The sequence below is a fragment of the Streptomyces sp. NPDC059788 genome, from assembly GCF_042732265.1.
Lineage (GTDB): Bacteria > Actinomycetota > Actinomycetes > Streptomycetales > Streptomycetaceae > Streptomyces.
The window spans coordinates 183,100-196,473 of record NZ_JBHWHY010000002.1 but is presented as its reverse complement, the minus strand read 5'-3'; the positions used below and the strand labels follow the sequence as shown (position 1 = coordinate 196,473).

Here is a 13,374-nt window from a genome sequence, read left to right as displayed (position 1 = left end):
CATCAAAAGGTTCTGAAGGGGTTAGTCATGGTTGAGGTCCACCACCGCTACGCGACCGTGCGGGGACATCGCGTCTTCTACCGCGAGGCGGGCTTCCGCGGGGCGCCCACGCTCGTCCTCCTGCACGGATTCCCCACGAGTTCACGGATGTTCCGCCACCTCCTCCCGGCGCTGGCCGACCGGTTCCATGTCATCGCCCCCGACCACCTCGGCTTCGGCAACTCCGACGCTCCGCCCGTGGACGCGTTCACCTACACCTTCGACTCCCTGACCGATGTCACCGAAGCGCTCCTGGCCCAGCTCGACGTCACCCGCTACGCCCTGTACGTGCAGGACTACGGCGCCCCCATCGGCTGGCGGCTGGCCCTGCGCAACCCCGACGCGGTCACCGCGGTGATCACGCAGAACGGCAACGCCTACGAGGACGGCTTCGTACGGGACTTCTGGCAGCCCATTTGGGAGTACGGCGAGAATCCGGGCCCCCGGACCGAACCCGCCCTCCGCGCCGCCCTCTCGCTCGACGCCATCCGTTGGCAGTACCTGCACGGAGTGGACCGGCCCGAGCTGGTCGACCCCGACACCTGGGCAGCCGACCACCGCGAGGTCAACCGGCCGGGCAACGACCTCGTACAACTCGCCCTGTTTCGCGACTACGCCGGCAATCCACCCCTCTACCCTCAGGTGCACGCCTACTTCCGGGAGCGGCAGGTGCCGCTCCTCGCGGTCTGGGGTGCGGGCGACGAGATCTTCGGGCCGGACGGAGCGCGCGCCTTCTCCAGGGACCTGCCGGACGCGGAGATCCGCCTGATCGCCGGCGGTGGACACTTCCTGCTCGAAAGCCACCTGGACACCGTGGTCGGCTACATTCGCGGATTCCTGACCGGCACCGGATCGGCCGCGGTCTCCTGAGCCGACGCGCGCGGCGCCCGGTGTCACGTACGCCGGCCCGAGCGCCGCGCGGCGGCCACGCGTTGCCGGTGGGCCTCGTACAGGACGGCGGTCGCGGCGCTGGCGGCATTGAGGGAGCTGGCGGAACCGGTCATCGGAATGCTGACGGTGTGGTCGCACAGGTCCCGCCAGGCGTTGCTCAGCCCGGATGTCTCGTTGCCGATCAGCAGCAGCACGGGCCGGGTGAAGTCGAAATCGAAGACGTCGCACTCCCCCTTCTCGTCGGTGCCCACCAGGACGACCGGCCGCCCCTCGGCCCGCTGCGCGTCGACCCAGCTCATCACGCTGCCGGGCGAGGGCACACGTACGGCCGGTAAGGCGAACAGGGAACCCGTGCTGGCGCGTACGGATTTGGGATCGTAAACGTCGGCGGCATGACCCGACACGATGAGACCGTCGGCCCCGAAGGCGTCCGCGGAACGGATGACGCTGCCGATGTTCCCGGGGTTTGTCGGCCGGTCGAACACGACGCCCAGAAATCCACTGCCGCCCCTGAGCCGACCGAGATCGTCGGCCGGCGTTTCGACGACGGCGACCATCTCCGGGGCGCTCCCGCTCTTCTCCCCGAGTTCTGCCAGCAGTTCGGGCGCCATGGCTATCCGTTCGGCTTCGACTGTACGCAGGAGATTGTCCGCCCACCGCGACAACTCCCGCTCACCGTCGTATATCAGAGCCCTGACGGTCCAGCCGTACCGCACCGCGAGCGAGATCGGACGCACGCCCTGCACCAGGAATTCACCGGCGCGCGAGCGCTTGTTCCGGTTGCCGAGCAGTGACTCCCACTGCTGAAAGCGGGCGTTACGGGACGTGATCTGCCGGCGCGTCGGCACGTGTCCTCCAGGGTGAGCCGTCATCAGCGATGCGCTCGGAGCCTAGACCTCGCGCCCGAGGTGAAGTGCGGGATTTTCAGATCGTGTTCGGGCCGCGTGCGGGCGCGGGGCACGTGCTCTGCGATGTCACCGCCGCCGCGAACTCCGCTGGGCGGGGACGGGAGCCGTCGGCTCATTGTCGATCATGCCCAGGAGATTCGCTTCGTCGACCAGACCGCGGACTTGGGCCAGCTGCCCCTGGACGTACAACCAGTTCTGGTCCTGGGGGTTCTGGGCCAACTCCACGGCGATCCAGTCACCGAGCCGCTCCGCCCCACGAACCAGCGCCTGGCAGAAGATGAACTTCGATATGTACTTTCCGGGGCCTTGGTTATCCCACGTATACCCTTCCCCCGAGGGCCGGACGGACACTGCGATGCCGAGCATCAAGGGAGTGATATTGACGGACATGCGAGAGAGGTGCTCATAGATATTGTTCACATGCCGCAGAGCTTGCTTGATCCGATTGTCGAAGCTCTGCATCGTGATGTTGGCACGGGAAGTCAGAATCGTGAGATTGGCCGACCGCTGACCGTCACCGCCGAAGCTCGCGTTCACCAGGTGTCCGGCCTTGAACCTCTCGTTCGGATACGCCGCCCGAGCGGCGACGATCGCCGGGGGCAGCTGGGAATTGGCGTCGGTTCGCTGATCCGAGAATCCGTGCGGGCCCAGAATCACGGTTCCGCTCGTGCCGCCACCGCCGCGGCCGAACGTCGGTCCGTACGTGGGCAGCTGGATGAACCGCGCGTGCGGCAGTGACGCGACCGGTATCAGCCTCGGCCGGGCGGATGACCGGCCGGAGTGGCCCCCATGCCTTGAGGACGACCCGCGCCCGGACCGCTGCACGGTGGGGCCGCCCTGGCCCGGCTCCCGCGGCGAACCCGAGGACGGCACGCGCTCGGCCGCCCTCTGTACGGGCTCGCCGCCCCGCACCGACTCCTCGTCCTCTTCCTCGCGCTCCCCGACCGTGTCCGCCGCGCGCTGCACGGTCGGGTGCGGGCCGGTCGCCGCCGCCTTCCGCTGGGCGGTTACCGAGGGGGCGGTCTCCCGGCCCGCGGCGAAGGCGGCGCCGTCCGCCTCGGCGGCTCGTTCGGAGCCCTGCCCCGGGTCGGTGACGGTGACTCCGGCGCCATTGCTGTGGCCCGTTTCGCGCACACCCTTGAGGTTCTTGTCGACGTGGCTGAGCTCGTGGCCGATGACCTGCTCGTTGCCCGCGGCGGCCGCGGACAGGAAGATGTGGTTGCCGACCGTCATGGCCTGGGCCCCCATCGCCGCGGTGGCGCGCTGGGCCACCGCGTCGCGGTGGACGCGGGTGGAGGAGAGCCTCTCGTTCTGGAAGAAGGGCTTGGCCTTCGCGAGCACCGACGAGGACAACGGCTGGCTGGACGACCGCATGGCAGCGGCCAGCAGGGCGCTCTGCCCCTCCGGGCTGGTGTCCCGCACTCCGCCGTGGCCGCAGCCGGCGCCATGGACGTGCTGGTCCTCTTCCGTGGCGCGCGCGACCGTGGCGCGCGCGACGGTACGGCCGTCCACGGAACGCTGCACCTGGGCCCCCTGTTGCCCACGGGCCCCCTGCGTTTGCGGGGACTGCGGAGATCGCGGCGCCCGATGCGTACATCCAGGACCGTGCTGATGCACAGCCTGCGCCCACGGATGACCGGCCTGACGCAGCATCTGGACGACCGCCGCATTCCCGGCGGCACCCTGCAAACCGAGCAGCCGTTGCCCAGCCGTCCCGGCGGAAGCAGGCGCGGCAGCGGCCCGCACCCGCTCAGGCGCGCGCCCCTTCTCGGCCTTGCTGTCGTTGTCCCGGGACGAGCCCATCTGCGTTCCTCCGAAATCGAGGCCGAACCAGCCTCCCCACCCTTACGCGCGGGACCGGAGCGACTCCAGAGGCACCGGGGCAGACCTGCGGGCCGAACGGGCAGCGCCGCTTTCCCCGCCGCACGGGGTCGTGCAGAGCTGCACCTCGCACCAGGCCGTTCCGTTCGGATCTCTGGTCGTAGGGTCGGGTGTCAACGTGTACGCGGGGCCGGCCGCAAGGGCTGAGCCGGTATCCGTCTGTCGAGTCGGTCCATCACATGACCTTCTTCTCCTCGGTGACCATCACGGCCACCGAGTCCATGTCGATGAAGCGTGCTTCGTCGGGGTTGACCAGCGTCCGGTAGTTCTCGGACGCGAAGAAGGCGTCGTGATCCTCCCAGTTCTCGAACCAGATTTCTCACATCAATGTCAGGGGCAAGTCGGTCAGCGGCATGAGAGGAGACCGGCATGCGGATCGGTGAACTGTCCGCGTGGGCCGCGAGCGGGCCCGGCTGTCCGAGGCCATCGACGGCCTCGCCGCCGCCAGGGCCGCGCTGGACCACCTCATCGAGGACAACCACGCCTACCTGGCACGGCCGGCGGGCGACGGTCCGTGAACGGGGGACGGTCCGTGAACGGGGGACGGTCGGATCAGCGCGCGGACCAGGCGAAGGTGCCTGCGACGTGGAGTCCGGCCAGGTAGGTGGTCGCGGCCTCTCGTAGCGGGTGGCGATGCCGCGCCACTGCTTCGAACGGCCGGTTGGGCAGGCCGTCGATCACCTCACGATGGTCCCGCCGGCGGCCGCCCCGCCTCGCCGTACGCCCGTCAGTCGTCGAAGCGGCGGCGCGCGTCCTCGATGTGGCCGAGGTACCGGTGGGTCCAGCCGCACATGGCGTCGACCGTGGTGCGCAGGGCCCGGCCCGGCTCGGTGAGGGTGTACTCGACCCGCGGCGGCACGGTGGGGTACACCTTCCGGTCGACCAGGCCGTTGCGCTCCAGCAGGCGCAGGTTCTGGGTGAGCATCTTGTGGCTGATGCCCTCGACCTCGTTCCGCAACTCGCCGAAGCGCAGGGTGCGCTCGCCGAGCGCCTCGATGATCAGGAGCGCCCACTTGTTGGCGACGTCCGAGAAGATCTCCCGCGCCAGGGAGTCCGCGCGCCTCAGGTCCGCGTCCTCGGGCAGGCCCTTGAGCAGCTGCTTGGTCACCATCTGGTTCCCCCGTCACCGAAAAGTGCGTTCTTCCAGGCCGGCGTTGACTCTCCTACGGTTCGTGAGTAACCGCAAGAGAGCGCACCGGACCTGAAGGGCGAGCACCGTGACCACCCTCGACGCCTTCGGCCACAACGTCCCGGCCGCGGACGACTTCGGCGCCCAGCTCGACCGGGCCTACGCCAACGCGGACAAGATCCTCGACCACTACGGTGTCACCCGCCATCAGGTCGTCTCGCAGACGCAGTACGTGGTGAACCTGTTGGGGGTGGCTCGCCCGGTCGCCGGACGGCCCGGCCGCTCGGAAGTCTGGAGGTCCGGTGTCCCGGCTACGCCGCCTCCACGCCGGATATCCGGTACTTGCGCACATCCGCGTCGAGAACCGCCGCCGCCCGCCCCGGCTCCGAATCGCCGGGGCTTCCGCCTTCGCCGCTGCGGAACTTCTCGACGTGGGCGTCCGATTCCCACCGCTCGTACACGTTGATCCGGCCCGGTTCGAGACGGTCGGCCGAGAGCACGAAATCCAGGCAGCCGGGAGCCTTCCGCGCCTGCTCGACCACGCCCTCGCATGCGCTCAGATACGCCTCGCGGGCGTCGGGAGCGACATGGAGTCTGCCGGACACGATGATCATAAACGTCTCCTTCGAAGGCGTGCTGGACACCACCACGGGCCGAAGCGCTCCTGCCGCGAGGACCCTTGTACCGAAGGATGCACCAGGGGTCTGACAATCGCCTCGGGCCCGCCGCCCGCCGCGCTCCCCCTATGGGCTCCTCACCGGCCGTTTTCGTGCGGCTGCAATGCGTTCTTCACGCCGTTACGGCAGAGTGGGCGCTCGCGGCGAGCGGTGATCGACGATCACGTGGGTGGTGGTCCGGCCACCGCACGTCCGCCCGGCAGAACGGCGCGGAACAGCACCACGCACGGCAGCGCTACGTACAGCAGCACCACGCACCACAGCACGAGTACGGACCACGGACCACCGGGCACGGGCCTTGAGCTACGCAGGGGGCGATCGGGCATGACACGCGGCAGCGGTACGAGCATCAGCAGCGGTATCGACGGAGGTACCGGCGCCGGTATCAACAGACGGCGGCTGCTCGGCGCGGCCGGTGGTGTCTCCCTGGCCGCCGTGCTGGCGGCCTGCGGGTCCAACACGGGCCGTAACGGCAAGGGTTCGGGGCCGGCGCTCACCCAGTGGTACCACCAGTACGGGGAGGCCGGGACGGAGCAGGCCGTCAAGCGGTACGCCGTCGCGTACGACCAGGCGCGGGTCACCGTGCAGTGGCGGCCCGGCGACTACGACCGGCAGACCGCCGCCGCGCTGCTGACGGACTCCGGCCCCGACGTCTTCGAGGTCAACGGGCCGAAGCTGGACCAGATCAAGGGCGGTCAGGTTGTCGACCTGACCGAGCAGATCGAGTCCGTGAAGGACGATTTCAATCAGGCGGTGCTCAAGCCGAAGATCTGGCAGGACAAGGTCTGGGCGATTCCGCAGGCCATAGACACGCAGTTGCTGTTCTACCGGAAGAGCATGCTGAAGGCGGCGGACGTCGAACCGCCGCGCAGCGTCGACGCGCTGGTCGAGGCCGCGAGGACGCTGACCGCCCGGCACCGGAAGGACAAGGTCAAGGGCCTGTTCCTGGGGAACGACGGCGGGGCCGCGGTGCTGGGCGGTACCCCGCTGTTCGCCGCTGGGCTGAGCCTGATCACGGACGACGGCAAGGTCGGCTTCGACGACCCGGCCGCCGCCCGCGTCCTCGGCAAGATCCGGCAGCTGTACGCCGACGAATCGTTGCTGCTGGGGGCGCCGACGGACTGGTCCGACCCCTCGGCGTTCGTACAGGGGCTCACCGCCATGCAGTGGTCGGGGCTGTGGGCGCTGCCGCAGGTGAAGAAGGCGCTCGGGGACGACTTCGGGGTGCTGCCGTTCCCGAAGGACGGCGCCGGGCGGCCCGCCGTCCCCGTGGGCGCGTACGGCTCGGCGGTCAGCTCGCGCGGCAAGCACCAGAAGGAGGCCAAGGCGTATGTGAAGTGGCTGTGGGTGGACGGAACCGACAAGCAGCAGGATTTCGCCCTCTCGTACGGCTTCCACATCCCCGCCCGCACCTCGCTCGCCAAGAAGGCGAAGCAGCTCAGGGAGGGCGCGGCGGCCGACGCGGTCGCGTACGCCACCGAGCACGGCTTCGCCGAACCGCTGCTCTGGACAACGCCGAGCAGCACCGCCTATCAGGACGCGCTGAACCGCATCATCAAGGACGGCGCGAATCCGGAGAGCGAACTGAAGGCCGTGGTGCGCAAGGTCGAGGCCGAGTTGCAGCGGGCGAAGAAGAAGTGAGCGGGACGGGCGCGGACGCCGGGGCGACGGCCGGCACGGAGGAGGGCAAGGGCACGAGACCGGACAAGGGCAAGGGGACGAGGCCGGACCGGCGGGCCGGAGGGCTGCTCGCGCGACTGGCCGGGCAGCAGAACCGGAACCTGTGGTTCTGGGCCTTCGTGGGCCCGTTCGCCCTCGGCCTCGGGCTGTTCACGTACGTACCGCTGGCCTGGAGCGTCTACCTCAGCTTCTTCGACGCCCACAACACGGTCAATCCGACGGACTTCGTCGGGCTGGACAACTACACCGCGATGCTGGGCGACGACGCCTTCCTGAACAGCCTCGGCACGTTCCTGCTGTTCACCGCCTTCATCGTGCCGGCGACCTACGTGCTCTCGCTCGGCCTCGCGCTCATGGTCAACCGGCTGCGCTTCGCCCAGGCGTTCGTCCGCTCGGTCTTCTTCCTGCCGACCGCGTGCTCGTACGTGGTCGCCGCGCTCATCTGGAAGCTGTCGATCTTCAACGGGGTGCGGTTCGGGCTCGCCAACACGGTGCTGGGGTGGTTCGGCGCGGACCAGACCGCGTGGCTGTCCACGTCGGACCCGCCCTGGTACTGGCTGGTGATCGTGACCGTACGGCTGTGGCTCCAGGCGGGTTTCTTCATGATCCTCTTCCTGGCCGGGCTACAGCGGATCTCACCGCGGCTGTACGAGGCCGCCGCGGTGGACGGCGCGCGGCCCGGCTGGCAGACGCTGCGGTACATCACGCTGCCGCAGCTGCGCGCGACGTCGGTCGCCGTCGTCCTGCTGCTGGTGATCAACGCGTTCCAGGCGTTCGACGAGTTCTACAACCTGATGTCCGACGCGCGCGGCTACCCGCCGTACGCGCGCCCGCCGCTGGTCTACCTCTACTACACCGCGCTCGGGCAGGAGCAGAACCTCGGCCTGGGCAGCGCGGGAGCGGTGATCCTGGCGCTGATCATCGCCGTGGCGACCGTCGTGCAGGCCCGCTGGTTCGGCCTCGGACGGAAGGAGGACTGACCGATGCCGCCCAGGCCCACGGAACAGGCGCGGACAGGCGCCCGGCGGGACCGCCGCGTACGGACAGGCGCCCCGCGGGACCGCCGCGTGCGGGCCGGCCGCGCGCTGCGCGCCGTGCTCGTCACCGTCCTCGCGCTGCTGTTCCTCCTCCCGTTCTACCTGCTCGTACGCAACGGGCTGGCGACCGAGCAGGACATCACCGCCCCCGACTGGACGTTCTTCCCGCGCGACATCCAGTGGTCCAACCTGACCGAGGTCTTCGACGACCCGAATCTGCCGATGGCGCGGGCACTGCTGAACTCCACCCTGATCGCGGTCTCCACGACCGTGGGCACGGTGCTGCTGGCGTCACTGGCCGGGTACGGCCTCGCCCGCATCCCGTACCGCCACGCGAACGCCGTCTTCTACGCGATCCTCGGCACGCTGATGGTCCCGGCCGCGGTCACCTTCGTCCCCAGCTTCGTCCTCGTCTCGTCGCTCGGCTGGATCTCCACCCTGCGCGGGCTGATCATCCCGACCCTGTTCAGCGCCTTCGCCTGCTTCATATTCCGCCAGTACTTCCTGGGCTTCCCGCGCGAACTGGAGGACGCGGCGCGGGTGGACGGCCTCGGCCACTGGCGTACGTTCTGGCGGATCGTGGTGCCCAACTCACGGCCCGTCTTCGCCGCCGTCGGCACGATCGTCTTCATCGGCGCGTGGAACGCGTTCCTGTGGCCCCTGGTCATCGGGCAGGACCGCGAGTCCTGGACGGTGCAGGTGGCGCTGTCCACGTTCACCACGGCGCAGAGCATCAACCTGCACGAACTGTTCGTCGCCGCGGCCGTGTCGATCGCGCCGCTGGTGATCGTGTTCGTGCTGCTCCAGCGGTACATCGTGGCGGGGGTGGAGCGGTCGGGGATCGATGACTGAGCGCGGGCCCGCCGGGCCTCATCGCGTGGTGTCCCCCTGGCCGGCGCCGGACCGTGGGGCCCCTGCCGACCGTACCGGGCCGACGGCGTCGGCAACCGTCGCGCCCGAGTGCGCCATACCGGTGCGGTTGGGGTGGTACGGAGCCGCCGCCGAACCGGGTATCAGCCCCTCCATCCATTTCTCGCCCTTCGCGGCGCAGACTCCGTGCCGGGCACTCGGCGTACGGATGTCGACGAAGCCCGCGTCTCCGGCGGCGGCCCGCTCGGCCAGCATCGTGTGCAGGCGGTCGAAGGTGTTCTGTACGTAGTCGGCGTCGACGGGCCAGACAGGGTCCTTCGGCCAGCAGCCGCCCGGCTGGTAGTAGGTGCCGTACGTGACGACGTACACCCTCGCGTGCGGCGAACGGCGGTGGATCTGCCGGAGAGCGGTGGCGATCTTGGGGGCCGTCCGGGTGATCCGCTCGGCCAGCCGGTCCCGGCCGCCCGCCGTGTAGACCGACTTGCAGGTGGGGCTCAGGCCCGCCGCCTGCGGATGCAGCCGGACGCAGGACGGTACGACGATGCCCAGACCGATGTCGTTGGCGCCGACGGCGAGGGTGACCAGGTCCGTGTCCGCGCGCAAGGCGTCCAACTGGGGCCGTACGAGACCGAACTGCCGCCCGGCCAGGTCGGCGGTGGTGGCTCCGCTGCACGTCACGTCGGTGATCTCGGCGCCCAGGCGCGCCGCGGCGACGGCCGGCCAGTTCCGGCCGGACCGCAGACAGGGGAGGCTGGTCTGAGGAGGGATCAGCGGGCCGGCGGCCGACGAGTCGCCGAGCGCCACGTAGTGCGGCTTCCGGACGGGGGCCGGGGCGGTGGGGACGGTTGCCGACGAAGCGGTGGGGGTGACGAGCGCGGCCAGCACAGCGGTGGTCGCGGCAACGCTCGCGGCTCGGAGCGGAGTTGGGCCCATCGCACTCTCCTGCTACTCGTGGGGGGACCGGCACGATGACGGGGCACCGTGCCCGGCGACGACATGGGGGCGGGCATGGGGCGGACCCCGGAGAAGGCGGGCCACGTTCCGTGACGCGTGTCAATGAAGAATCCCAGGACCTCCCGGCCACCGGAAGCCCCCCGGCCCCCGTGGACAACGGCTGCCCGCCGGGCGCCGGCGCGCAAAATCAGTGGCGGCGCGCAGGGGGCGTGTGGGGATACTCGGGCATGAGCGATGCCAGGACCCCGGCGCAGGAAGCGACTCTCACCGTCGGCGAGCACGACCCCGAGCTGGACAAGCGCCTGGAGGACGGGCTCGACGCCTTCAACGCCGCGGCCACCGGCAACGCCGAGCACACCGAGTTCTCGGTGCGGGTCACGGACGCGGACGGCGAGTTGGTCGGCGGTCTGAGCGCGCAGGTCTGGGGTGGCCTGTGCGGAATCCACCTGCTGTGGGTCCGGGAGGACTGCCGCGCGGGCGGCTGGGGCACGAAGCTGCTGCGGGCCGCCGAGGAGGAGGCGGTACGGCGCGGCTGCGACCGCGCCACGGTGTCCTCGTACACGTTCCAGGCACCGGGGTTCTACCAGCGCCAGGGGTACGTCGAGGTGGGGCGCGTACCGGGCGTGCCGGGCGGGCACGAGGACGTGTACCTGTACAAGGAGCTGAAGGGCTGACCCCGGCAGCCCGTTCGCAGCGGGAGCGCCGGAAGAGCCGGCCCGGTCTCCGCTCCCCCGCCGCCCCGCTGTCCCTCTCCCCGGTCATGAGGTACGGTGCGTGCCATGACCACGTACTCGACCTTCCGTGAGGCGGAGCCGCTGCGCTGCGGCCCCCACGGCGAGTGCGCGCCGCGCGGCATGACGTTCCTGCGCCGCCGCGGCCGGGTGGGTTCTCCCCCGGCCGCCGCTTTCCGCTGCTGTCGGTGATCTCCGGGCGCCGAGCCCTCCCGACGGCGACGGCCGCCCACCGCGGCAGCCGCGCACCCCGCACGCCGTATCCCGCACTCGTACCCCGTAGCCGCTCGTACCCCGTACCCGTGCGAGCGCCGCGCCCCTACCTCCACCCCGCATCCCCAGGAGGCCCCGTTGCCGACCGCAACCGACCCCGCCACCACCCCCACCGTTTCCCCCTCCCCCGCCCTCCGCGACCACCGCATTCCCGCCGACGGCCTGTACGAGGGCACGCGCATCCTGCGCCGCACCCCCGAGGGCTGGGAGGACCGGCCGTACGAGCGCTTCGAGGTCGTCCCACAAGCCGCCACCATCGGCGCGGAGATCCGCGGACTCGACCTGTCCCGCCCTCTCGACCCGGCGCTGCGGGAGGAGTTGAACCGGGCGCTGCTGGAGTGGAAGGTGCTCTTCTTCCGGGGGCAGCACCTCACGTCCGAGGCGCAGCGCGCGTTCGCCCGCAACTGGGGCGAGCTGGAGACCAATCCGCTGCTGGCGACGGGTGACGCCGAGGACGTCGTACGGTTCGACCGCAGCGCGGTGTCCACCTTCGAGAACGTCTGGCACACGGACGTGACGTTCCGCGAACGCCCGGCGCTGGGAGCGGTGTTGCAGCTGCGCGAGGTGCCGGACTTCGGCGGCGACACCATGTGGGCCGACATGGCGGCGGCGTACGACAACCTGCCGCAGGACGTGAAGGACCGTATCGACGGCGCCACCGCCGTCCACGACTTCCTGCCGGGCTTCGCCCGCTTCTACTCCGCCGAGCGGCTCGCGCCGTTCCAGGAGCGGTTCCCGCCGGTGGAGCACCCGGTCGTACGGCGGCATCCGGAAACCGGCCGCCGGATGCTGTTCGTCAACACCTCCTTCACCACCCGCATCGTGGGCTGCGAGCGAGCGGAGAGCGACCGGCTGCTGCGGCTGCTCTTCCAGCAGGCGCATGTGCCGGAGTTCCAGGTGCGGTTCCGGTGGCGGGCGGGCGACATCGCCTTCTGGGACAACCGGGCCACGCAGCACTACGCGGTCAACGACTACGGATCGCGGCGCCGGGTGGCCGAACGGGTGGCGATCACGGGCGACCGTCCGTACTGAGGCCAGGTGCGGGGTGCGGGGTGCGGGGTGCGGGGTGCGGGGTGCGGGGTGCGGGGTGCGGGGTGCGGGGTGCGGGCGCCGGAACGTTACTGCACCCCTTCGGCACCCCTTCCTCACACATCCACCTCCCGCACCCCGGCCCCCCGGACCTCGGCCTCCCGCCCCTCCTCCCCCCTGATCTCCGCGCCCCGCATCTCCAGCCCTCTGATCTCCAGCCCCCGGGTGTCCACCCCCCGGACGTCCACCTCCGGCCCGCCCCGCAGCAGCGCCGCGCCCAGTGGCGTCAACGTGTGCAACACGGCGTTTCCATGACGGAGCGTCAGCACCAGCCCCGCGTCCCGCAGTACCGTCGCGTGCTGGCTGGCCGAGGCGAGTGACACGTCGACGCGCCGCGCCAGCTCGCTCGTCGTACAGCCGCCGCCCACACCGTGCAGGATCGCCGAACGGGTGCGCCCGACGAGCTTGCCCAGCGAGTGGGCGGGCGCAACCGTCGGCATGACGCGGGGCGTGGGGTGTTCGAGGGGGTAGACGAGGACGGGCGTGAGGTCGGGGTCGTGGAAGGTGACGGGCGTACGGCGGCAGAAGTACGACGGCAGCAGGAGCAGCCCCCGGCCGTTCAGGAACAGGTCGCGGTCCACCGGGTAGTCCACTTCGAGGACGGGCGGCCGCCAGCGCATCGTCGGCGGGAGCGAGGCGAGCAGGTGGTCCGCGCCGCCGTCCACGAGCGCCCGGCCGCGGGCGGCACGGTCCGCCTCGATACGGGCCTGGAGCCGCGGCCAGTACGGCTCGACCGCGTTCTGGTAATAACTGCGCAGCGCGCCGGTGAGCCGGCCGAGCTCCGCGGAATCGCCCTCGCTGAGCGCCCGCAGCCACGAAGGCAGCGGGCGGGTGGCGGGCAGCCGCGAAAGTTCGGCGTGCAGTCGCGCGGGCGGGGTTGCGCGGAGCGCTTCGAGCCCTTCGCCGAGGCCGAGCAGGCCCTCCGGCGGCGTCAAAAAATCCGGAAAATAGCCGCGCGTGGGAACGAGCGGCGCCAGCAGCCGTGTTTCACCATTCAACCTGCAACGCGCCTCGGAGCGCCATTTGCCGAAGGCCTGCCCGGGCCGCCGGTCGCGCAGTCGGTGAAAGCTTAAAACGGTCTCCCACAGCACGTCAGGGCGCGCGGCAATGCGCACCCGTGCCAGATCCGGTCCACTGAAATGGACGCGTAGCACCGAACCCCCACCAATGCTCCCTAGTCGACCCCCGGCCATCTGAGTATGCACGCAGACACAG

17 protein-coding genes and 1 pseudogene are annotated in these 13,374 nt (G+C 70.5%); 9 read left to right on the top strand and 9 right to left on the bottom strand.

Going from position 1 to position 13,374, the window contains the following annotated elements; all coding sequences use genetic code 11:
• Positions 1–27 precede the first annotated feature (27 nt).
• Complete coding sequence (locus tag ACFV57_RS02730; RefSeq protein WP_385224924.1) at positions 28–909, top strand: alpha/beta fold hydrolase; 882 nt, start codon at positions 28–30, stop codon at positions 907–909.
• A 23-nt stretch (positions 910–932) separates the two neighbouring features.
• Here the strand turns inward: ACFV57_RS02730 and ACFV57_RS02725 are convergent, their stop codons facing one another.
• The 3 genes from ACFV57_RS02725 to ACFV57_RS02715 all read right to left on the bottom strand — a co-directional run bounded on the left by ACFV57_RS02725 (position 933) and on the right by ACFV57_RS02715 (position 4,035).
• Positions 933–1,778 (bottom strand): TrmH family RNA methyltransferase, encoded by an 846-nt coding sequence (locus ACFV57_RS02725; protein ID WP_385224922.1) that lies wholly within the window; start codon positions 1,776–1,778, stop codon positions 933–935.
• 126 nt (positions 1,779–1,904) lie between these two features.
• Entirely contained in the window at positions 1,905–3,641 is a 1,737-nt protein-coding gene (locus tag ACFV57_RS02720; RefSeq protein ID WP_385224920.1) for a DUF4157 domain-containing protein, read from the bottom strand.
• A gap of 253 nt (positions 3,642–3,894) precedes the next feature.
• Complete coding sequence (locus ACFV57_RS02715) at positions 3,895–4,035, bottom strand: EthD domain-containing protein (protein WP_385225142.1); 141 nt, start codon at positions 4,033–4,035, stop codon at positions 3,895–3,897.
• Positions 4,036–4,111: 76 nt separating this feature from the next.
• Between ACFV57_RS02715 and ACFV57_RS02710 the strand changes: the two genes are divergently transcribed.
• Positions 4,112–4,237: a hypothetical protein gene (locus ACFV57_RS02710; protein ID WP_385224918.1), complete on the top strand. Its 126-nt coding sequence runs from the start codon at positions 4,112–4,114 to the stop codon at positions 4,235–4,237.
• A 34-nt stretch (positions 4,238–4,271) separates the two neighbouring features.
• On the opposite strand, the gene ACFV57_RS02705 is transcribed toward ACFV57_RS02710, so the two are convergent.
• Together ACFV57_RS02705 and ACFV57_RS02700 are read right to left on the bottom strand one after the other, a co-directional pair.
• Complete coding sequence (locus ACFV57_RS02705; protein ID WP_385224916.1) at positions 4,272–4,400, bottom strand: hypothetical protein; 129 nt, start codon at positions 4,398–4,400, stop codon at positions 4,272–4,274.
• Positions 4,401–4,446: 46 nt separating this feature from the next.
• Positions 4,447–4,830, bottom strand: a complete 384-nt coding sequence (locus ACFV57_RS02700; protein WP_385224914.1) for a winged helix-turn-helix transcriptional regulator — start codon at positions 4,828–4,830, stop codon at positions 4,447–4,449.
• 106 nt (positions 4,831–4,936) lie between these two features.
• Between ACFV57_RS02700 and ACFV57_RS02695 the strand changes: the two are divergent.
• Positions 4,937–5,092, top strand: a pseudogene (locus ACFV57_RS02695) (RidA family protein); the annotation flags it as partial.
• A 67-nt stretch (positions 5,093–5,159) separates the two neighbouring features.
• Here the strand turns inward: ACFV57_RS02695 and ACFV57_RS02690 are convergent.
• Complete coding sequence (locus tag ACFV57_RS02690) at positions 5,160–5,462, bottom strand: putative quinol monooxygenase (RefSeq protein ID WP_385224912.1); 303 nt, start codon at positions 5,460–5,462, stop codon at positions 5,160–5,162.
• Positions 5,463–5,686: 224 nt separating this feature from the next.
• Positions 5,687–5,818, bottom strand: coding sequence for a hypothetical protein (locus ACFV57_RS02685; RefSeq protein WP_385224910.1), 132 nt, complete (start codon positions 5,816–5,818; stop codon positions 5,687–5,689).
• Between the two features lie 31 nt (positions 5,819–5,849).
• Here ACFV57_RS02685 and ACFV57_RS02680 point away from each other — a divergent pair, with 31 nt between their 5' ends.
• The 3 genes from ACFV57_RS02680 to ACFV57_RS02670 all read left to right on the top strand — a co-directional run bounded on the left by ACFV57_RS02680 (position 5,850) and on the right by ACFV57_RS02670 (position 9,094).
• On the top strand, positions 5,850–7,166 hold the full coding sequence (locus ACFV57_RS02680; RefSeq protein ID WP_385224908.1) for an ABC transporter substrate-binding protein: 1,317 nt from the start codon (positions 5,850–5,852) through the stop codon (positions 7,164–7,166).
• A 104-nt stretch (positions 7,167–7,270) separates the two neighbouring features.
• Complete coding sequence (locus ACFV57_RS02675) at positions 7,271–8,185, top strand: carbohydrate ABC transporter permease (protein ID WP_385225140.1); 915 nt, start codon at positions 7,271–7,273, stop codon at positions 8,183–8,185.
• Between the two features lie 3 nt (positions 8,186–8,188).
• A complete protein-coding gene (locus ACFV57_RS02670) occupies positions 8,189–9,094 on the top strand; it encodes a carbohydrate ABC transporter permease (RefSeq protein ID WP_385224906.1) in 906 nt (301 codons plus the stop codon).
• A gap of 18 nt (positions 9,095–9,112) precedes the next feature.
• Here ACFV57_RS02670 and ACFV57_RS02665 read toward each other — a convergent pair whose 3' ends face one another.
• Positions 9,113–10,045, bottom strand: coding sequence for an SGNH/GDSL hydrolase family protein (locus tag ACFV57_RS02665; RefSeq protein WP_385224904.1), 933 nt, complete (start codon positions 10,043–10,045; stop codon positions 9,113–9,115).
• Positions 10,046–10,293: 248 nt separating this feature from the next.
• Between ACFV57_RS02665 and ACFV57_RS02660 the strand changes: the two genes are divergently transcribed.
• From ACFV57_RS02660 to ACFV57_RS02650, 3 genes are all read left to right on the top strand, one after another.
• Entirely contained in the window at positions 10,294–10,740 is a 447-nt protein-coding gene (locus ACFV57_RS02660; protein ID WP_385224902.1) for a GNAT family N-acetyltransferase, read from the top strand.
• Positions 10,741–10,845: 105 nt separating this feature from the next.
• Positions 10,846–10,989: a hypothetical protein gene (locus ACFV57_RS02655; RefSeq protein WP_385224900.1), complete on the top strand. Its 144-nt coding sequence runs from the start codon at positions 10,846–10,848 to the stop codon at positions 10,987–10,989.
• Between the two features lie 159 nt (positions 10,990–11,148).
• A complete protein-coding gene (locus ACFV57_RS02650) occupies positions 11,149–12,102 on the top strand; it encodes a TauD/TfdA dioxygenase family protein (RefSeq protein WP_385224898.1) in 954 nt (317 codons plus the stop codon).
• A 113-nt stretch (positions 12,103–12,215) separates the two neighbouring features.
• On the opposite strand, the gene ACFV57_RS02645 is transcribed toward ACFV57_RS02650, so the two are convergent.
• Positions 12,216–13,157: an ArsR/SmtB family transcription factor gene (locus tag ACFV57_RS02645; RefSeq protein ID WP_385224896.1), complete on the bottom strand. Its 942-nt coding sequence runs from the start codon at positions 13,155–13,157 to the stop codon at positions 12,216–12,218.
• Positions 13,158–13,374: the final 217 nt, after the last annotated feature.